This window comes from Streptococcus sp. UMB0029 (genome assembly GCF_002871495.1).
Lineage (GTDB): Bacteria > Bacillota > Bacilli > Lactobacillales > Streptococcaceae > Streptococcus.
Map to the genome: position 1 here is coordinate 30,140 of NZ_PNGD01000005.1, position 21,184 is coordinate 51,323.

Genomic DNA, 21,184 nt, shown 5'->3' on the forward strand with positions numbered 1-21,184 from the left:
GAAGATGAAACTAAAACATGTATTGACAGGATCAGTGATGGGGTTGAGCCTCGTAACAGCAGGAGTTATCACAACAAGTGTACTCCCTACAAGCAGTGTAGAAGCTGCAGAATACCGTAAGATTTATGCTGATGTAACTGCCCAGATGGGACTAGATGGAAACTTGTACTTGGAAATTGTTGGAGAACGTCCTGATGTAACTGTTGCACGTGAATTGTATCAGTCTGTTGAAATTTTAGAAGCAGATACAGGACGAGTAGTAAATCCAAATGGTTTTATTATTATTAAACCAGTTACAAATGGAAAAGCTAAGAAAAATGTTGGTAGAGCAAAGTTTAATTTATCTTTTCTAAATGGGAACCCTTACCCAGATGGAACCTATCTAGTTTCATTTAAGGATTTGACACTTTCTCATGAGTCAGGTTACTTTACTTTAGTTGGAGCAATTAAATTGACAATTAAAGATGGAGAATTTGTTAAATACGAAAAAGTTAACTTAAAGCCAACATCAACACCTGAACCAAAAATTCCAGAACAACCAAGTGGAAAGAACGGTTGGGTAGGTCGTTCTTACTATCAACATGGTCAAAAAGTTATCAGCAAATGGATCTATGATTCACAGTATAAGTCTTATTTCTATTTGAATGCTGCTGGTGAGTATGTTGAAAATGCTTGGGTAGGGAATTACTATCTCAAGTCTGGTGGCTACATGGCTAAGAGTGAATGGATTTATGATGGCAACTACGGTTCTTACTATTACTTGACATCAGAAGGAAGCTATGCGCGTAATGCTTGGTCAGGAAGTTATTACCTCAAATCAAATGGTAAGATGGCTAATAGTGAGTGGATTTATGACAATGATTACAAAGCATATTACTATTTGACATCAGAAGGTAGCTACGCTCGTAACAAATGGGTAGGAGATTATTACCTTAAATCAGATGGTAAAATGGCTGTTAGCGAACGTACACCAGATGGTTATCGTGTAGATGGATCTGGTAAATGGATTAAATAATAAGGGATTAAAGGAGATTCTTAAGAAAATTGATGACTACAGTAAGTCTGAAAACAAGAATAGCTCTTCATCTTCTTATACCCTAGAACCTCAAGGAACTTACTTAGGAATATTTTCATCAAGTGACAGTGCTTATGAAAATATTATTGGTCTAAGCATCATCTATAAAGTTACTGAAACCAAGTCGGATGGGTCTAAAGAAACTCATTTTAAAGATTATGGTTATGCATCAGGAGTCAAAAAAGATGGCAGTGTAGATATGGATAAGCTTGCAGTTTAATACTACGACAGATTTAGAAGGGTTGAAGTCCTATTTATCGAATTATAAATTAAAAGAATATAAGCAGTGATAGTATTAAATTTGAAACTCATCAACTCAGGTTGGTGGGTTTTTGCTAGTTTGACAGTCTATTGAAATAAGACTATAATCAAGCTGTATCAGTTTTCGAGGAGGTTTAGATGTACTTTAGATTGGAAAATAAGGAATCCCATAAATCACAAGAAATAGGGAATCTGATTCGTGTTTATAACCGTTCAAAAAGAGAAGAAGTTGAAAGTGAGCCGCTTAATCTTTATGTCGAAGATGAAAAGGGCAATCTCCTGGCAGGCTTAGTAGCAGAGACTTTTGGAAATTGGCTAGAAATCGAGTATTTATTTGTAAAAGAGGAACTGCGAGGGCAAGAAATCGGTTCAAAACTATTGCAGCAGGCTGAAAGTGAATCTAAGAATCGAAACTGTCGTTTTGCCTTTGTCAATACTTACCAGTTTCAAGCTCCAGATTTTTATAAAAGGCATGGCTACAAGGAAGTCTTTGCTTTGCAAGACTATCCCTACACAGGAAAAAGATTTTATTACCAAAAGGATTTGTAAGGTGAATATGAAAGCACAAAGCAAAGAGGGATTTTTCACATCACTATGGAAGTAGGATGGTGTTTATGGGGAACATTTAAGGAGATTCTCAATAAATACCAGTTAAATCCTACAAATTGTGTCTTTCTAGACGATATTGAAGACAATACAATCGTAGCCCCAAAATTGGGAATCAAGGTCTATCAGGTTAAGAAAAGAAGTGATGTCGTCGATATTTTGAAAATAATTTGAATGAGCAGAAAACTCTCTATCTTTTTGTGGTAGAGAGTTTTTTTGTTAATAAAATTTTACAAAATGACATTTATATATTGCATTAAGTTAGATATATGATATAATAATGTTAAAAAGAGGCGCAACTTTTTAAAATTAATGAGAATCAAAGAGAAAACCAAGAATATTAATGGAGGAATAAAAAATGGAAGTTATAAATGTAAGTAAGCATTATGGTCATTCAATCATTCTCAAAGATATAAATTTCGCACTTAATAAGGGTGAAATTGTTGGTCTAGTAGGGAGAAATGGAGTTGGTAAGAGTACATTGATGAAAATTCTTGTTCAGAATAATCAACCGACTTCAGGGAATATTATAAGTAGTGATAATGTTGGGTATTTAATTGAAGAACCAAAATTATTTTTATCTAAAACAGGTTTAGAGAATTTAAAATATCTAGCAAATTTATATGGTGCTGACTACAATCAAGAAAGATTTGGGAGTTTGATTCAAGAGTTAGATTTGACTCAGTCTATTAATAAAAAAGTAAAGACCTATTCTTTGGGTACAAAACAAAAATTAGCTTTGCTTCTAACTCTCGTTACGGAACCTGATATATTGATTTTAGATGAACCGACTAATGGTTTAGATATTGAATCATCACAAATAGTTTTAGCGGTTCTAAAAAATTTAGCTTTACATGAAAACGTGGGAATTTTAATATCAAGTCATAAATTAGAAGATATTGAAGAAATTTGTGAGAGGGTCCTTTTCTTGGAGAACGGGCTTTTGACATTCCAAAAAGTAGGAAAAGATAGTCATAATTGCTTGTTTGAGATAGCTTTTTCATCAGCTACAGATAAAGACATTTTCATTACCAAACAAGAATTTGGGGATATTGTTCAGGAAGAGGGACTGAGAATTACTATGTCTGGGAATATTCAAAGTAGTGAGATTTTTAAATTTGTTAACGAAAACTCTATTAAAGTAGTTGATTTTGAAACTAAAAAAGAGACGCTTAAAGATATTTATCTAAATCGTTCAAAATAAAGGAAGGTTATAATCATGAAATTAAATAAATTGAATTTTCTTAAGGAAAATATAAGGGATTTATATTCATCAGGCGTAATATATCTCGAATTGATTATCTCGTTTATACCGCCGATATTGGTTACATTCTTTATTCTAAAGACTCAAGGGACATCACTTGGTATTAAGCATATTTCAAATTTTTATGCTATGCTCGGTATGTTAATGGCTGTTATACATGCTAACCGAATTATTAGCAGGGATTTTTCCTACAATACGATCAGTTTATTTTATAATCAACAGAAAAATCGGATGATTTACGTCTTGTCTAATTTTCTATATGCCATTTCAGTTTCCATTATTTATGCTTTGAATGGCATTGTGCTACTAGTCATCGTAAGTAAATTGGGTGTTCCAGGTGCTTTAGGATTAGATTTTATAGTAGCCATTGTAGTCAATACAATTTTGTTAGTCCTATTTTATTTTCTATTATCTTACATTTTCTATTTATACAAATTGAAAAGTGGCTTGGTATTTGGTATTTTAGTAGCCTTACTACTCTTTATCCCTAATATATTAAATACGATTATGACGAATACTAGTAATGATTTGTTTATCAAAGCAATTGAACTTCTTCCTTTTTATTCCTTACCTGTATTTGTGGCTTCAAATACGATGTCTATTAGTCAGTATCTTGTGGTAATCACTACAATCATTTTATTGTATTTTTTCACTCTCAAGAAAAGCAAGGAGTATTCATTTTAGTTTTATTTAGTATTATTTTGCAGACTGCAAATCCAGCAAAAAATCAGTCATCTTGCTATGCTCCTGCTCTTGCTGTGTACACGTTTTTGTCTTATGCTAGACTCATTTCCAAAAGCATTATATAATAGTGATATAAAATCAACTAAACAAGAAATACAAGCAATCAAAACTCGTTTAAAAGACCCTATTAAAGCTAATACTAAACAAAAAATCAAATAGCAAACTAGGAAGTTTATTTCAAACAATCCAACATACTGATTTTAGGCTGAAGATAATATTGGAGTGCTAATTAATGAGCTTATAATAAATAGCTGACAGCTTGTGTTGGTTTTGGATTTTTTAAGAGTAGATGAGTATTAAAACTATAAGGAGGACGCAGGTGGCTAAAAATTTAAAATTAAAATTAGCTCGAGTAGAGCTTGATTTAACTCAAGGTCAACTGGCGGAGGCTGTCGGGGTGACGCGCCAGACTATTGGTTTGATAGAGGCGGGAAAATACAATCCCAGTCTCTCGCTCTGCCAGTCCATTTGCAGATGTTTAGGGAAAACCCTAGACCAACTATTTTGGGAGGAAGAAGATGGTAACTAAATTCATTCATTATCAATTACTTGACGAAAGAGAAGAACAACTAATCAATAAAGCTGGAGCGGAATCCTTTACCCTCTTCATTGGGCTTGTGCTTCTAAGCTATTTGGTGGCTGTATTAGCTCCCTCTCTTTTTAATCCGAATTTTCTAGTCTATACTCTGATAGTAGGAATTTTCTTCTTTTTCAATCGTGCTCGTTATCTGGGAGTGACCTACTATAGTCGTTTTCATTTTACAATTTTGGGTTGTTTTTTCCTAACCTTGGCGATTACAACTCTCTTGATGTTGCAGAATTATCAATTCAACATAGAAATTTATCAGCACAATCCTTTGAACGCTAAATACCTGTCCGCTTGGGCCATTACTTATGTCATTTACCTTCCCTGGGTTTTTATCGGCAATCTCGGTCTGAAGAGTTATGGCGAATGGGCTCAGAAAAAATTTGAGCAAGACATGGATGAACTGGAGAGTGGTGAATAGCTTGTTACCCTTTTCTCAATCCAGCTAAAATGTGATATAATAGTACTAATTTATTGGAATACATGAAAGTTTTTGAAAATTTTCATGTATTTCTAGTTAAGGAAGTAGGAAAAGTATGTATCCAGATGATAGTTTGACATTGCACACGGACTTGTACCAGATTAACATGATGCAGGTTTACTTTGACCAAGGGATTCACAATAAGAAAGCAGTCTTTGAGGTTTATTTCCGCCAACAGCCTTTTAAGAACGGCTATGCGGTTTTTGCTGGTTTGGAAAGAATTGTAAGCTATCTTGAAGACTTGCGTTTTTCAGATAGTGATATTGCCTATTTGGAGTCGCTTGGCTATCATGGGGCATTCTTGGACTACCTCCGCAATTTCAAGTTGGCGTTGACCGTTCGTTCTGCCCAAGAAGGGGATTTGGTTTTTGCTAATGAACCGATTGTGCAGGTGGAAGGCCCTCTAGCCCAATGTCAGTTGGTCGAAACAGCTCTTTTGAACATCGTCAACTACCAGACCTTGGTGGCGACTAAGGCAGCTCGTATTCGTTCGGTTATCGAAGATGAACCCTTGATGGAGTTTGGGACACGTCGGGCTCAAGAGATGGATGCGGCTATCTGGGGAACACGCGCAGCGGTGATTGGTGGCGCCAATGGAACTAGCAACGTGCGTGCTGGTAAACTCTTTGACATTCCTGTTTTGGGGACCCATGCCCATTCCTTGGTGCAGGTTTATGGCAATGATTATGAGGCTTTCAAGGCCTATGCTGCGACCCACAAAAATTGCGTCTTTCTTGTGGATACCTATGATACCCTTCGTATCGGTGTGCCAGCTGCCATCCAGGTGGCGCGTGAGCTAGGCGACCAGATTAACTTTATGGGTGTTCGGATTGACTCAGGGGATATTGCCTACATTTCTAAGAAAGTCCGTCAGCAACTGGACGAGGCTGGATTTACAGAGGCTAAGATTTATGCTTCTAATGATTTGGATGAAAATACTATCCTCAACCTTAAGATGCAAAAGGCCAAGATTGATGTCTGGGGTGTGGGAACCAAGCTGATTACAGCCTATGACCAGCCAGCTCTTGGGGCAGTGTACAAGATTGTTGCCATCGAAGATGAAAATGGGAACATGCGCAATACCATCAAGCTGTCTAATAATGCGGAAAAAGTGTCTACGCCAGGTAAGAAGCAGGTGTGGCGGATTACCAGTCGTGAAAAAGGTAAGTCAGAAGGCGACTACATCACCTATGATGGCGTAGATGTTGCCAGCATGACAGAAATCAAGATGTTCCATCCGACCTATACCTACATCAAGAAGACGGTTCGTAATTTTGATGCTGTTCCTCTCTTGGTGGATATCTTCAAGGATGGAAAATTGATTTACACCCTGCCTAGCTTGACTGAGATTCAGGCTTATGCACGTAAGGAATTTGACAAGCTGTGGGATGAGTACAAGCGCGTGCTCAATCCGCAGCATTATCCAGTGGATTTGGCGCGTGATGTATGGCAAGACAAGATGGATTTGATTGACAAGATGCGTAAGGAAGCCCTTGGTGAAGGAGAAGAAGAATGAGTTTGCAAGAAACAATTATACAAGAACTGGGCGTGAAACCAGTGATTGATGCCCAGGAAGAAATTCGTCGTTCCATTGATTTCTTAAAGAGATACCTGAAAAAACATCCCTTCCTAAAAACCTTTGTACTAGGGATTTCTGGAGGTCAGGACTCAACCTTAGCAGGTCGCTTGGCCCAACTGGCTATGGAAGAACTGCGAGCAGAGACAGGGGATGATAGCTACAAATTTATTGCTGTCCGCCTGCCTTATGGAGTACAAGCCGATGAAGCAGATGCTCAAAAAGCCCTAGCATTTATCCAGCCAGATGTCAGTTTAGTGGTGAATATCAAGGAATCTGCTGACGCCATGACAGCAGCAGTTGAAGCGACAGGTAGTCCTGTTTCAGACTTCAACAAGGGCAATATCAAGGCACGTTGCCGTATGATTGCCCAATATGCCCTTGCGGGTACTCATAGCGGAGCGGTCATTGGAACAGACCATGCTGCGGAAAATATCACAGGTTTCTTTACCAAGTTTGGTGACGGTGGTGCAGATATTTTACCCCTTTTCCGCCTCAATAAACACCAAGGAAAACAATTATTGAAGGAACTTGGTGCAGACCCAGCCCTTTATGAAAAAATCCCAACGGCAGACCTAGAAGAAGACAAACCAGGCCTAGCTGACGAAGTAGCCCTCGGAGTCACTTATGAAGAGATTGACGACTACCTAGAAGGCAAAACAATCAGCCCAGAAGCCCAAACAAGAATCGAAAACTGGTGGCACAAAGGCCAACACAAACGCCACCTACCAATCACCGTATTTGATGACTTTTGGGAGTAAAAATAGAAAAACGAGGAAGGTCCGGTGAACCTTTTTAGCTTGAGCCTTGAAATTCAAAAGCAAAACAAATTTCAATGCTGACTGGACAGAGAATCATCTATTAGAAAGCGAGGTAGCGTCATGAAATCTATTGCTACACAAATATTACAGACAGATCGTTTAATTTTAAGAAGATTTGTAGAAAGTGATGCAGAAGCCATGTTTCAAAATTGGGCTTCGTCTGCTGAGAATCTAACCTACGTCACTTGGGATCCCCATCCTGATGTCGAAATCACTCGAAACTCGATTCGCAATTGGGTTGCTTCCTATACCAGTCCCAACTATTACAAATGGGCCATTTGTCTCAAAGAAAAGCCAGAGCAGGTGATAGGAGATATCAGCATCGTTGAAATGGATGAGAACGATTCTTCTTGTGAAATTGGCTATGTGCTAGGCAAGAAATACTGGGGTCATGGTATGATGACAGAGGCCTTAAAAGCTGTCTTGGACTTTTGTTTTACTCAAGCAGGTTTTCAAAATGTTAGAGCACGATATGCCAGTCTCAATCCAGCTTCAGGTCGTGTCATGGAGAAGGCTGGAATGTCCTATCTAAAGACTATTACCAATGGTGTAGAGAGAAAAGGCTATCTTGCAGACCTTATTTATTATCAGATAAGTAAGAAGGATAGATAAGCTTAACATTTATTGCTTATCCGCTGTTCTTATTTTTTATTTACTATTTCATTTATCCTTTCTTTTTCCGAATAAATAGATAGAAGCATCAAATCTAGTAAATTAGATTAAAAAATGTGCTATAATGAAAGGAGAGAAAGTATGACTGTACGTCATCCGGGCATCAGCCCAACTAATGACTTGGTTGCTAAGAAGATTTTTAGCAATCCAGAAATCACTTGTCAATTTATCCGCGATATGTTGGATTTACCAGCAAAAAATGTGACCATTTTAGAGGGAAGCAATATTCATGTTTTGCCTTCCCTGCCGTACTCGGCGCAGGATTTCTATACCAGTATAGACGTCTTAGCGGAGTTGGATAATGGTACGCAAGTAATTATTGAGATTCAAGTTCATCATCAGAATTTTTTCATCAATCGCCTATGGGCTTACTTGTGCAGTCAGGTCAATCAAAATCTAGAAAAAATTCGCCAACGTGAAGGTGATACCCACCAGAGTTACAAACACATCGCACCAGTATACGCTATTGCGATTGTGGATAGCAATTATTTCTCAGATGATTTGGCTTTCCATAGCTTTAGCATGCGAGAGGACACGACAGGTGAGGTCTTAACTATCACAAATAATGGACAAGAAAACCATCTTGTTAAAATGGCTTTCTTGGAACTAAAAAAATACAGAGAAACCAGCAAAGACGAGGTTCGCAAGCCGTGGTTGGAGTTTTTCGGGAACAAACCCTTTACTCAAGAACCAGAGCGAGCTATCAGTCAAGCAGACCAACTGCTAGACTACAAGAGCTGGTCCGAGGAGGATAGGAAAATGTTTAGTGAACAACGCAGACGCGAAGAACAAGCATTATTAGCACACGACTATGCCTTGGAAACTGCTAGGGAGGAAGGGAAATTTTTTGCCTTCCTAGATATGGTCCACCAAGGTCTTCTGACTTCTGAGGTTGCCAGCCAGCAGTTAGGTATGACTGTCTCTGAGTTTGAAGAACTATTGAAAGAGCATCGCAAATAAGAACTAAAAAATATAGAGAAACCAGCAAAGATAAGGTTCGTAAACCGTAATTGGAATTTTTTGTAAATCAGTAAGTCAATGACAGATTTTTTCCGTGATAAAGGGAAGAATCTGTTTTTTTAGTTTACTAGATGTTGGCTCAAAAACATAAGATAGCTTATCTTTTTACTCATGCTTTTTTGATTTATTTGAAGTATAACCTGATTAAATTCCTATTTTTCCCTATCATTGTACCTGTTTTTTCTTAAGTTTTGGGGCTATAATAGTCCTATCAAATCAAAGAATGGAGGAAGGCAATGGATAATATTATCTTTTTTATCAGTGTTTTTCTAGCTGGAATTCTCTCCTTCTTTTCTCCTTGTATCTTGCCCTTGTTACCGGTCTATGCAGGGGTCTTGTTAGATGATAAAGATGGTGCTAAGGCTTCTAGCGGCAAATTTTCGATTTCAATTGTTAGTTTATTGAGAACTCTAGCTTTCATAGCGGGGATTTCCTTTATCTTTATCCTACTGGGTTATGGCGCTGGCTTTTTAGGAGACCTTTTGTATGCTTCTTGGTTTCAGTATGTGACGGGTGCAGTTATCATTCTCTTGGGCTTACACCAGATGGAAATCTTACATTTTCAGGGACTCTACAAGGAAAGAAGGTTACAACTAAAGAGACAGGAGCAAAAGGGTAAGGGCTATAGTCAGGCATTTTTATTGGGCTTGACCTTTAGTTTTGCTTGGACGCCTTGTGTGGGGCCGGTTCTTGGTTCTGTTTTGGCCTTGGCGGCTTCGGGTGGCTCAGGTGCTTGGCAGGGAGCTGCTCTCATGTTGGTGTACACGTTAGGTTTGGCTCTACCATTCTTGGTTCTAGCCCTAGCCTCCAGCTATGTTTTGAAACATTTCCGAAAACTTCATCCCTACCTTGGAACCCTCAAAAAAGTGGGTGGTTTCCTCATTATCGTGATGGGAATTTTGGTGCTTTTAGGAAATGCTTCTATTTTGACAAGATTATTTGAATAGAGAGGAAGAAGAAATGAAAAAATGGCAAACATGTCTCCTTGGAGTCGGCTCAATCTGTTGCTTGGCAGCCTGTTCTGCTAAAAATATGTCAGACGAAGCTACTATGAAGGAGCAAACAAAAATAGAACAAGTCAGTATGCAAACTGCGACTAAAGGTCAGGCAGTCGCTGATTTCGAACTGACAGGAGTAGATGACAAGACCTACCGCTTGTCTGATTACAAGGGTAAGAACGTCTATCTTAAATTCTGGGCTTCTTGGTGTTCCATCTGTCTAGCCAGTCTACCAGATACAGATGAAATTGCTAAGGATGCTGGTGATGATTATGTGGTCTTGACAGTGGTGTCTCCTGGACATAAGGGGGAACAAGCTGAAGCAGACTTTAAGAACTGGTACAAGGGCTTGGATTATAAAAATTTCCCAGTTCTAATTGACCCATCAGGTAAACTTTTAGAAAGTTATGGTGTCCGTTCTTACCCAACTCAAGCCTTTATAGACAAGGAAGGTAAGCTAGTCAAAACGCAACCTGGTTTTATGGATAAGGATATGATTTTAAAAGAATTGAAAGAAATGGGGTAGAGAAAGGTCATGAATGATAAAGTAAAATTGTTTGTCTTGGCAGGGATTTTTTTCCTAGCCCTAAGCGGTTTCTATTTTCTATTGATGCGAAATGCAGGGCAGACAGATAGCTCGCAAATTGAGAAAGCATCAGTTAGCCAAGGAGGAAAAACAGTGAAAAAAACAGAAGTGAGTAAAGATGCAGACTTGCACGAAATTTATCTAGCTGGAGGATGTTTCTGGGGAGTGGAGGAATACTTCTCACGCGTTCCCGGAGTGACCGATGCCGTTTCAGGTTATGCGAACGGTAGAGGGGAAACAACCAAGTACGAATTGATTAACCAAACAGGGCATGCGGAGACTGTCCATGTCACCTATGATGCTAATCAAATTTCCCTCAAGGAAATCTTGCTTCATTACTTCCGCATTATCAATCCAACCAGCAAAAATAAACAAGGAAATGATGTGGGAACCCAGTACCGTACTGGTGTTTATTACACAGATGAAAAGGATTTAGAGGTAATCAATCAAGTCTTTGATGAAGTTGCTAAGAAATATGATCAACCTCTGGCAGTTGAAAAGGAGCTCTTGAAGAATTTTGTGGTGGCTGAGGATTACCACCAAGACTACCTCAAGAAAAATCCAAATGGCTACTGTCATATCAATGTCAATCAAGCTGCCTACCCCGTCATCGATGCCAGCAAATATCCCAAACCAAGCGATGAAGAATTGAAAAAGACCTTGTCACCTGAGGAGTATGCAGTTACCCAGAAAAATCAAACAGAACGAGCTTTTTCAAACCGCTACTGGGATAAATTTGAATCTGGTATCTATATGGATGTGGCAACTGGCGAACCCCTCTTTTCATCAAAGGACAAGTTTGAGTCTGGTTGTGGCTGGCCTAGTTTCACCCAACCCATCAGTCCAGATGTTGCCACCTATAAGGAAGATAAGTCCTACAATATGACACGCATGGAAGTTCGGAGCCGAGTTGGAGATTCTCACCTTGGCCATGTCTTTACGGATGGACCACAGGACAAGGGTGGCTTGCGCTACTGTATTAATAGTCTCTCTATCCGCTTTATTCCTAAAGCCCAAATGGAAGAAAAAGGCTATGCCTATTTACTAGATTATGTCGATTAAGAGGACTTTCCTAAGCAGTTAGAGGAGAATTTTGCTATACTGATACTAGTAAGTGACAAAGGAGAGAAGCATGACATATAGAATCTTAATCGTAGAAGATGAATATCTGGTAAGACAAGGCTTGACCAAGCTGGTCAATGTAGCAGCCTACGATATGGAAATCATCGGTCAAGCTGAAAATGGAAGACAGGCTTGGGAATTGATACAAAAGCAGGTGCCAGATATTATTCTAACCGATATCAACATGCCTCAGCTAAATGGCATCCAGTTGGCCAGTCTGGTCCGAGAAACCTATCCTCAGGTGCATTTGGTCTTTTTAACAGGCTACGATGATTTTGATTATGCCTTGTCTGCTGTCAAACTAGGTGTGGATGACTACCTGCTCAAGCCCTTTTCTCGTCAGGATATTGAGGAAATGTTGGGGAAAATCAAGCAAAAGTTGGATAAGGAAGAGAAAGAAGAGCGGTTACAAGATTTATTGATCGATAAGTTTGAAGGAAACATGGCCCAGAAGATCCAGTCTCATCTTGATGACAGCCAATTTAGTTTAAAGTCTTTGGCCAGTGACTTAGGTTTTAGTCCGACTTATCTGAGTTCTTTGATTAAGAAAGAGTTGGGTCTGCCTTTTCAGGATTATTTGGTGCGAGAACGTGTCAAACAAGCCAAGCTCTTGCTTCTGACCACAGATTTAAAGATTTATGAGATAGCCGAAAAGGTTGGTTTTGAAGATATGAACTATTTTACCCAACGCTTTAAGCAGATTGCAGGTGTGACGCCTCGTCAGTTTAAGAAGGGGGAAGGTCGATGAAGCGTTCTTCTCTCCTAGTCAGAATGGTTATTTCCATCTTTCTGGTCTTTCTCATTCTCCTTGCTCTGGTTGGGACTTTCTACTATCAATCTAGTTCTTCAGCCATTGAGGCCACTATTGAGGGCAATAGCCAGACGACTATCAGCCAAACTAGCCACTTTATTCAGTCTTATATCAAAAAATTAGAAACTACCTCGACTAGTTTGACCCAGCAGACGGATGTCCTAGCCTATGCTGAGAATCCAAGTCAAGACAAGGTCAAGGGAATTCGAGATCTATTTTTGACTATTTTAAAGGCAGATCAGGACTTGAAAACTGTTGTACTGGTGACCAAATCCGGTCAGGTCATTTCTACAGATGACAGTGTGCAAATGAAAACCTCCTCAGATATGATGGCTGAGGATTGGTACCAAAAGGCCATTCATCAGGGAGCCATGCCAGTTTTGACACCAGCTCGTAAATCAGATAGTCAATGGGTCATTTCTGTTACTCAAGAACTTGTTGATGAAAAGGGAGCCAATCTAGGTGTGCTTCGTTTGGACATTTCCTACGAAACTCTGGAAGCCTATCTCCATCAACTCCAGTTGGGTCAGCAGGGTTTTGCCTTTATCATCAATGAAAACCATGAATTTGTCTACCATCCTCAACACACAGTTTATAGCTCAGCTAGCGAAATGGAGGCTATGAAACCCTATATTGAGACGGGACAAGGTTATACTCCAGACCACAAATCCTATGTCAGTCAGGAACAGATTGCAGGAACTGATTGGACGGTTATAGGAGTTTCTTCGCTGGAAAAGTTAGATCAGGTTCGGAGTCAACTCATGTGGACCTTGCTTGGAGCCAGTTTCACATCTCTTCTTGCCTGTCTCTGCTTGGTGTGGCTTAGTCTTAAACGCTGGATTGCTCCTCTGAATGACTTGAGAGAAACCATGCTGGAGATTGCTTCTGGTGTTCAAAATCTGCGTGCCAAGGAAGCTGGTGCTTATGAACTGAGAGAAGTGACTCGCCAGTTCAATGCCATGTTGGATCAGATTGATCAGTTGATGATAGATATTCGCAGGCAGGAAGAAACGACACGTCAGTACCAATTTCAAGCTCTATCAAGCCAGATTAATCCGCATTTCCTCTATAATACCTTAGACACCATCATCTGGATGGCTGAATTTCAGGACAGTCAGCGAGTGGTTCAGGTGACCAAGTCCTTGGCGACCTATTTCCGCTTGGCGCTCAATCAAGGCAAGGACTTGATTTCCCTGTCTGACGAAATCAACCATGTCCGCCAGTATCTCTTTATCCAGAAACAACGTTATGGAGATAAGCTGTCATATGAGATTGAGGAAAATCCTGCCTTTGATAAGCTAGTTTTGCCCAAGCTGGTGTTACAACCCTTAGTAGAAAATGCTCTTTACCATGGCATTAAGGAAAAGGAAGGTAAGGGTCATATTAAAGTTTCTGTTCAGAAACAGGATTCAGGACTAGTCATCCGCATTGAGGATGATGGTGTTGGTTTCCAAGATGCTAGCGATAGTAGTCAAAGTCAACTCAAACGTGGGGGAGTTGGTCTTCAAAATGTTGACCAACGGCTCAAACTTCATTTTGGAGAAGATTACCAAATGAAGATTGATTCTATTCCCTCAAAAGATACGACAGTTGAAATATACATAAATAGAATAGAAACTAGCTAACTCCCGGTCAATTCTGGGAGTTTTATGCGTAATTGAGAAAGCTTTCTAGTTTGTCTATCTTGCTAAAAACAAGAAAAAACGATATGATAGATAATGACAAAAGAGGTATCAAGTATGAAGGAAAAAGACATTCAAAGAGAAACAAGCCAGATTGTAGAAGATGTACTGGAAAAGGCCGATTTGAAGCAGGGATCTATCTTTGTTTTGGGTCTTTCTTCTAGTGAAGTGATAGGTGGTCAGATTGGGAAGGAATCCAGCCAAGAAATTGGCGAAATCATTGTGAAGACCATCCTAGATATCCTAGAGAAAAAAGGAATTCATCTAGCTGTTCAAGGTTGTGAACATGTCAATCGGGCTCTCGTTGTTGAACGTCAGGTGGCAGAGCAGTTTGGTCTGGAAATCGTTAGTGTCCTTCCTACTCTTCATGCAGGGGGGGCAGGTCAGTTGGCAGCCTTCAAGTTTATGCAGGATCCAGTTGAGGTTGAATTTATCAAGGCTCATGCTGGATTGGATATCGGAGATACTGCAATTGGCATGCATGTTAAGCATGTTCAGGTTCCGATTCGCCCTCTTTTGAGAGAGATTGGTCATGCCCACGTAACGGCGTTGGCTAGTCGTCCAAAATTAATTGGAGGTGCGCGTGCGCACTATCCGCAAGATTCTATTAGAAAGTCGTGAGAATGAAAAAAACAAAACAACAACTAGAAAAAATTACCAAATATTCCATTCGTAAGCTAACTGTTGGGGTAGGTCCTGTAGCTATCGGGGCCTTCCTTTTTGGTGCCAGTACTCTTTCAGTAGATAAGGTTCAGGCCAATGAAGTCGGCGGTGCTCATAGTGTTCATTACCGTTATCTGGCGGAGCAGGAATTGACCGAGTCTGAAAAAGCCCTGATTCATCATGAGGTTCCTACAGAATTTCAAGATGATGATATCCTTTATGTAGTTTATCGCAAGAAGGCAACTAACAGTCAACAACTTCCTTACACAGGAAGTAAGGAGCTTGCTTTGGCAGGTATTGGCTTGGCAACGGCTTCTCTAGCAGTCTTTTTGGTGTCCAAAAAAGGCCGTAAAGAAGTCCTAGGTGTCCTCTTGATTGGTTCTTTAGGAGCTAGCACCTTTGTTCCTTATGGTACATTCGCATTTGAAAATAAAGAATTGCTTTCATATAACCAAACTATTTCAGCCTCTACACATGAAGGCTTGGCTGAAGGGATTATCCACATTGATGGTTATGAGTACATCGGATACTTTAAGGAAGCAGAACTCCATCCATCAAGACCAGCTTCAGCTGAGAAGTCTCAGTTGCCAGTAGAAAAGCAAAGTTCAAAAGAAATCGAGAAAACAGAAGTAGCTCAAGAAAGACCTGCTGTCACTCCTGAAACTATCGTTGAGAATCCTGTAGTAGAGACTCCAGTTGCTCCCGCTGTTGAAGCAAAACCAGTTTCTGAGAAGCCTCAGGCTAGACAGGAAGAGAGCTTGGTAGAGATTCCTTTTGAAACGGTCACAAGCCCAGATACGAATCTAGCAGAAGGACAGACTCGTATCGTCACAGCCGGAGTAAAGGGTCAGCGTCGAATTGTAACCAAAGTTTCGGTGGTCAATGGTCAAGAAGTTAGAGAAGTCATCGAAGATCAAGTGGTTCAAAATCCTGTGTCGCAAGTCATTGCAGTCGGAACTAAGAAAGATGTTCAACCTGCTCCAACTCCAGTCCCACCTGCTGAACCAAGTCACCAAGTAGCTAAAGGAACCCAAGAGGAAGGCAAAGCAGGTCAATCCTTAACACACTCCGAATTGCCAGAGGCTACAGTAGAGTTTAAAGGCACTCAAGAGGAAGGCAAAGCAGGCCAAGCCTTAACGCACCCTGAATTACCAGAAGCTCAAGTAGGAGTGAAAGGTACCCAAGAAGAAGGTAAGGAAGGTCAAGCTTTAACACACCCCGAATTGCCAGAAGCTCTAGTTGAAATGAAGGGTACCCAAGAAGAAGGTAAGGAAGGCCAAGCTCTAACACAAGCTGAATTACCAGAGTATAAAGAACCAGTTTCAACTAAGGGAACACAAGAAACAGGAAAAGAAGGCCAAGCCTTAACGCACCCTGAATTACCAGAAGCTCAAGTAGGAGTGAAAGGTACCCAAGAAGAAGGTAAGGAAGGTCAAGCTTTAACACACCCCGAATTGCCAGAAGCTCTAGTTGAAATGAAGGGTACCCAAGAAGAAGGTAAGGAAGGCCAAGCTCTAACACAAGCTGAATTACCAGAGTATAAAGAACCAGTTTCAACTAAGGGAACACAAGAAACAGGAAAAGAAGGCCAAGCTACAGAGCAATCAGCAAATCCAGAATATAAAGTATCAACTGGTACAATTGAGGAATCTACTGAAACTGAATTAGATTTCACTACAGAAATCGTTCCAGATGAAACTAAATATATCGATGAAGAAGTAGTTGAACGTTCTGGTTCTAAAGGTGTTCAAGTCACGAAAACAACTTATGAAACAGTAGAAGGTGTGAAAACAGACAAAGTCCTTTCTACGACTACAGAAGTGAAAACTCCTGCTGTTCCTAAAGTCGTTAAAAAAGGAACAAAACCAGTTGAAGGAACAGTAGTTGAAACAAGAGAAGAAGTCATTCCTTTTGCTACAAAAACAGAAGATGACGACACTTTAAAACGTGGAACAACTAAAGTTACTCAAGAAGGTGTAAATGGTAAGAAACAAATTACTGAAACCTATAAAACGATTCGTGGAGAAAAAACAAATGACTCTCCAAGAGTAGAAGAAAAAGTTCTCCAAGCACCTCAAGATAAAATTATCAAGAATGGTACAAAAGGGTTAGAAAAACCAACATTACAATGGGCTAATACTGAAAAAGATGTCTTGAAGAAGAGTGCCACAGCTAGTTATACATTGACTAAACCAGCTGGAGTAGAAATCAAATCAATCAAATTAGCGTTAAAAGATAAAGATGGACAACTTGTCAAAGAAGTAACGGTATCTGAAAATAATTTAAACGCTACTTTAGATAAATTGAAATATTATCAAGGCTACACCCTATCTACTACAATGGTTTATGATCGTGGAGAAGGCGAAGAAACTGAGAAATTAGAAGATAAACAAATTCAATTAGACCTTAAAAAAGTTGAAATCAAAAATATCAAAGAAACCAGCTTAATGAGTGTAGATGCTGAAGGAAATGAATCAGACAAGAGCTTATTAATTGAAAAACCGACGGATGTTTCTTCGTTATATTTACGTGTAACAACTCACGACAACAAAGTGACAAGACTTGCTGTTGATAAGATAGAAGAAGTGGTTAAAGATGGGGAAACTTTATATAAAGTTACTGCAACTGCGCCTGATTTAGTTCAGCATACAGATTCTTCGAAATTAGCTAACGAGTATGTTTATTATATAGCTAAACCAAAACCAAAAGTGGATAATGTTTACTATGATTTCGCTGAATTGGTTGAAGCTATTCAAAATAACCCAGAAGGTGAATATAAAATTGGACAAAGCTTAAATGCTACTAATATTAAACCAAATGGAAAATCTTATATTACTAAGAAATTTAAAGGTACGTTAACTAGTACTGATGGGAATAGGTTTGCTATTCATAACTTAAGCAATCCATTATTTGATGTTATTGAAAATTCTACAATTAAAGATTTAATTTTCTCTAACGTGAATATAAATAAACCAGGTACGGATCAAATAGCGACACTTGCAAAAGATGCTACAAATACGACAATTGAAAATGTTAAAATTACGGGTAGTATTGTTGGTGGTAATGATGTAGCTGGAGTTGTTAATAATTTAAATAATGGAAGCAAAATGAAAAATGTTTCTGTTATCGGAAAACTTCGCACAGAAGGTAAAAAAGGTTGGAGTATTTCTGGTTTAGTTAACAACCAAAGAAAAGCAAATATTGAAAAAGTTTATACAGATGTAGAAATCACTGGTGAAAGAGCTCGTGGTTCAGCTTTAGTTTCAACACTTGATAGGGGTATGGACCCAATGGATGTAAGAGCTAACGGACATATTAAAAAAGCTGTAGCAAAAGGGTCAATTAACTTGAAAAACAATGTAGAGACAGGTGGAGTTATTACTAAAAACTGGCCCTACGGATTTTTAGAAGATGTTATTAGTTATGTAAAAGTAACTAACGCTGAAAAACTTTATGGTTCAGGTGATATTGGAGATGATGACTTTGGGTTCCCTTATTTAAGTAGAGTTGTCAGCGTAGCTGGGGAAGCTACTGGTAATGTGACAAGAAAAAATGCGGACAAACTTAAAGAAATCTCTAAAGAAGAAGCTGATAAAAGATTAGAAAGTTTCGATATTACATCTAAAGATTTTGAAGCTCCAACATTATTAGTAGATAAGTTAAATAATAATCTCCCAAAATCTGATACGTATAAAGAGATTCAAGATTATAATGCAGAACGTGAACTTGCTTACCGAAATGTGGAAAAACTTCAACCGTTCTACAACAAAGAATGGATTATCAATCAAGGAAATAAAATTCCTGCTGGTTCTAAATTATTAACGACTGAAGTATTATCTGTAACTGGTATGAAAGATGGTCAATTCGTGACTGACTTATCAAGTGTTGATAAAATAATGATTCATTACGCTGATGGTACTAAAGAAGAAATGACGGTTGCTTCTAAGGATTCAAACGTAGCACAAGTTCGTGAATATAGTATTACAGGTCTAGATGGCATTGTTTACACACCAAATATGGTGGATAAGAATCGTGACAAACTAATTGCTGATGTGAAAGAAAAATTAGCAAGTGTCGAATTGATTTCACCTGAAGTGCGTGCATTAATGGACAAACGTAACAAACCAGCTGAGAATAGTGACAATCATAAGAACAATTACATTCGTAACTTGTTCCTTGAAGAAAGCTTTGAAGAAACGAAAGCTAATTTAGATAAATTAGTGAAAGCTTTAGTCGAAAACGAAGACCATCAATTAAATGGTGACGAAGCTGCAATGAAAGCTCTTGTTAAGAAAGTAGACGAAAACAAAGCGAAAATTATGATGGGTCTTACTTATCTAAATCGTTACTATGGATTTAAATACGACGAAAAATCAATGAAAGATCTTATGATGTTTAAACCGGACTTCTATGGTAAGAATGTAAATATCTTAGATTTCTTGATTAAGATCGGTTCTAGAGAAAATAACATTAAAGGTAACAGAACATTAGAAGCTTATCGAGAAACGATCGGTGGAACGATTGGTATTGGTGAGTTGAACGGTTTATTAAACTATAATATGCGTTTATTCACAAACGAAACTGATATTAACACCTGGTATAAGAAAGCTGTATCGCATACGAACTATGTTGTTGAGAAACAATCATCCAATCCATTGTTTGCGGATAAGAAATATCGCTTATACGAAAATTTGAACAATGGTGAGCATAGTAAATATATCTTGCCGCTTCTTACGACGAAGAAAGCTCACATGTTCTTGATTTCAACATACAATACACTAGCATTTAGTGCATTTGAGAAATATGGTAAGAATACAGAAGCTGAACGTGAAGCATTCAAGAAAGAAATTGACTTACGTGCACAAGAACAAATCAACTACTTAGACTTCTGGTCTCGCTTGGCGGCTGATAATGTACGTAATCAGTTGTTGAAATCTGAAAACATGGTTCCATCGGCTATCTGGGATAACCATGGTGCGCCAGGTGGATGGGTTGATAGAATGGGTCATACGAAGAACGGTGATTATGCTCCAATTCGTGAGTTCTATGGTCCAACTGGTAAATGGCATGGTGATAATGGTATGGGTGCGTATGCGTATATCTTTGATAGACCTCAAAACTCAGAAGCCGTGTACTATATCTGGTCAAGTATGATTAGTGATTTTGGTACATCAGCCTTTACTCATGAAACAACGCATATCAATGACCGTATGGCTTATTTAGGTGGTTGGGGACATCGTGAAGGTACAGACGTTGAAGCCTTTGCTCAAGGTATGTTACAATCGCCTGCGGTAACAAGTTCTAATGGTGATTATGGCGCATTGGGTCTAAATATGGCGTATGAGCGTAAAAATGATGGAAACCAATGGTATAACTACAATCCGAACTTGCTTGATAGTCGAGCTAAAATTGACCATTACATGAAGAACTATAACGAAGCGCTTATGATGCTCGACCATTTAGAAGCGGATGCCGTTATCGCGAAGAATGACGGAGATAACAATAAGTGGTTCAAGAAGATGGACAAGAAATGGCGTGAAAAAGCTGATCGAAATGGTTTAGTTGGACAACCACACCAATGGGATTTACTTCGTGACCTAAATGACGCGGAGAACAAGAAGAAATTGACAAGCATTGATGACCTTGTAGATGGTAATTACGTGACTAAGCATAATATGCCTGGAAATAAACATTATCGTGCTGAAGGTTTTGATACGGCATATCAAACTGTAAGTATGATGGCTGGAATTTACGGTGGTAATACAAGTCAAAGTGCTGTAGGTTCTATCTCGTTCAAACATAATACATTCCGTATGTGGGGTTACTTCGGATACTTGGATGGATTTGTCGGATATGCTTCTAACAAGTATAAACAAGAATCTAAAGCAGCTGGTAGACCAGGTCTTGGTGATGACTTCATCATTGAGAAAGTGTCTGGTGGTAAATTCCATACACTAGAAGAGTGGAAGAAAGAATGGTTCAAGGAAGTTAAAGCTAAAGGTGAAAAAGGTTTTGTTGAAATTGAAATCAATGGTGAGAAAATCTCAAACTATGCGGGACTTCAAGAGTTGTTCAACAAAGCGGTTGAAAATGACCTGAAAGCTGGTAATTCAAACCAAACAGTTGCACTTAAAGAAAAAGTTTACAAACAACTCTTACAGAAATCAGACGGATTTGCTGGAAATCTTTTTAAAGCATAGATTGTATTAAATAGAT

Annotated in this window: 19 protein-coding genes; all 19 read left to right on the forward strand. The window is 38.9% G+C overall.

Going from position 1 to position 21,184, the window contains the following annotated elements; all coding sequences use genetic code 11:
- The first annotated feature begins 4 nt into the window (after nt 1-4).
- The 19 genes from CJ239_RS04050 to CJ239_RS04140 all read left to right on the forward strand — a co-directional run bounded on the left by CJ239_RS04050 (nt 5) and on the right by CJ239_RS04140 (nt 21,168).
- Nucleotides 5-1,015, forward strand: a complete 1,011-nt coding sequence (locus CJ239_RS04050; RefSeq protein ID WP_102210633.1) for a cell wall-binding protein — start codon at nt 5-7, stop codon at nt 1,013-1,015.
- Nucleotides 990-1,295, forward strand: coding sequence for a hypothetical protein (locus tag CJ239_RS04055; RefSeq protein ID WP_102210634.1), 306 nt, complete (start codon nt 990-992; stop codon nt 1,293-1,295). The genes CJ239_RS04050 and CJ239_RS04055 overlap by 26 nt, the downstream gene beginning before the upstream one ends.
- A gap of 179 nt (nt 1,296-1,474) precedes the next feature.
- Nucleotides 1,475-1,885: a GNAT family N-acetyltransferase gene (locus CJ239_RS04060; RefSeq protein WP_102210635.1), complete on the forward strand. Its 411-nt coding sequence runs from the start codon at nt 1,475-1,477 to the stop codon at nt 1,883-1,885.
- 45 nt (nt 1,886-1,930) lie between these two features.
- A complete protein-coding gene (locus CJ239_RS04065; RefSeq protein WP_102210636.1) occupies nt 1,931-2,116 on the forward strand; it encodes a hypothetical protein in 186 nt (61 codons plus the stop codon).
- A gap of 184 nt (nt 2,117-2,300) precedes the next feature.
- Nucleotides 2,301-3,146 carry an ABC transporter ATP-binding protein gene (locus CJ239_RS04070; RefSeq protein WP_102210637.1) on the forward strand — a complete coding sequence of 282 codons (846 nt, stop codon included), beginning with the start codon at nt 2,301-2,303 and terminating at the stop codon, nt 3,144-3,146.
- 15 nt (nt 3,147-3,161) lie between these two features.
- Entirely contained in the window at nt 3,162-3,890 is a 729-nt protein-coding gene (locus tag CJ239_RS04075) for a hypothetical protein (RefSeq protein ID WP_102210638.1), read from the forward strand.
- A gap of 379 nt (nt 3,891-4,269) precedes the next feature.
- A complete protein-coding gene (locus tag CJ239_RS04080; protein ID WP_173875948.1) occupies nt 4,270-4,479 on the forward strand; it encodes a helix-turn-helix transcriptional regulator in 210 nt (69 codons plus the stop codon).
- Complete coding sequence (locus CJ239_RS04085) at nt 4,469-4,957, forward strand: DUF6773 family protein (RefSeq protein WP_102210640.1); 489 nt, start codon at nt 4,469-4,471, stop codon at nt 4,955-4,957. Before CJ239_RS04080 ends, CJ239_RS04085 begins: the two co-directional genes overlap by 11 nt.
- A 115-nt stretch (nt 4,958-5,072) precedes the next feature.
- Nucleotides 5,073-6,533 carry a nicotinate phosphoribosyltransferase gene (locus tag CJ239_RS04090; RefSeq protein WP_102210641.1) on the forward strand — a complete coding sequence of 487 codons (1,461 nt, stop codon included), beginning with the start codon at nt 5,073-5,075 and terminating at the stop codon, nt 6,531-6,533.
- On the forward strand, nt 6,530-7,354 hold the full coding sequence (gene nadE / locus CJ239_RS04095) for an ammonia-dependent NAD(+) synthetase (RefSeq protein ID WP_102210642.1): 825 nt from the start codon (nt 6,530-6,532) through the stop codon (nt 7,352-7,354). The genes CJ239_RS04090 and nadE overlap by 4 nt, the downstream gene beginning before the upstream one ends.
- Before the next feature lie 120 nt (nt 7,355-7,474).
- Entirely contained in the window at nt 7,475-8,026 is a 552-nt protein-coding gene (locus tag CJ239_RS04100) for a GNAT family N-acetyltransferase (protein WP_102210643.1), read from the forward strand.
- 141 nt (nt 8,027-8,167) lie between these two features.
- On the forward strand, nt 8,168-9,046 hold the full coding sequence (locus CJ239_RS04105) for an Rpn family recombination-promoting nuclease/putative transposase (RefSeq protein ID WP_102210644.1): 879 nt from the start codon (nt 8,168-8,170) through the stop codon (nt 9,044-9,046).
- 296 nt (nt 9,047-9,342) lie between these two features.
- On the forward strand, nt 9,343-10,053 hold the full coding sequence (ccdA2, locus tag CJ239_RS04110; RefSeq protein ID WP_102210645.1) for a thiol-disulfide oxidoreductase-associated membrane protein CcdA2: 711 nt from the start codon (nt 9,343-9,345) through the stop codon (nt 10,051-10,053).
- Between the two features lie 13 nt (nt 10,054-10,066).
- On the forward strand, nt 10,067-10,630 hold the full coding sequence (locus tag CJ239_RS04115) for a redoxin family protein (RefSeq protein WP_102210646.1): 564 nt from the start codon (nt 10,067-10,069) through the stop codon (nt 10,628-10,630).
- A 9-nt stretch (nt 10,631-10,639) separates the two neighbouring features.
- Nucleotides 10,640-11,752, forward strand: a complete 1,113-nt coding sequence (gene msrB / locus CJ239_RS04120; protein WP_102210647.1) for a peptide-methionine (R)-S-oxide reductase MsrB — start codon at nt 10,640-10,642, stop codon at nt 11,750-11,752.
- A 70-nt stretch (nt 11,753-11,822) separates the two neighbouring features.
- On the forward strand, nt 11,823-12,560 hold the full coding sequence (locus CJ239_RS04125; protein ID WP_102210648.1) for a response regulator: 738 nt from the start codon (nt 11,823-11,825) through the stop codon (nt 12,558-12,560).
- Nucleotides 12,557-14,248 carry a sensor histidine kinase gene (locus tag CJ239_RS04130; RefSeq protein ID WP_102210649.1) on the forward strand — a complete coding sequence of 564 codons (1,692 nt, stop codon included), beginning with the start codon at nt 12,557-12,559 and terminating at the stop codon, nt 14,246-14,248. Before CJ239_RS04125 ends, CJ239_RS04130 begins: the two co-directional genes overlap by 4 nt.
- Nucleotides 14,249-14,362: 114 nt before the next feature.
- Nucleotides 14,363-14,926: a TIGR01440 family protein gene (locus CJ239_RS04135; RefSeq protein ID WP_180958213.1), complete on the forward strand. Its 564-nt coding sequence runs from the start codon at nt 14,363-14,365 to the stop codon at nt 14,924-14,926.
- Nucleotides 14,927-14,928: 2 nt separating this feature from the next.
- A complete protein-coding gene (locus CJ239_RS04140; protein ID WP_102210651.1) occupies nt 14,929-21,168 on the forward strand; it encodes a ZmpA/ZmpB/ZmpC family metallo-endopeptidase in 6,240 nt (2,079 codons plus the stop codon).
- The last annotated feature ends 16 nt before the right edge of the window (nt 21,169-21,184 follow it).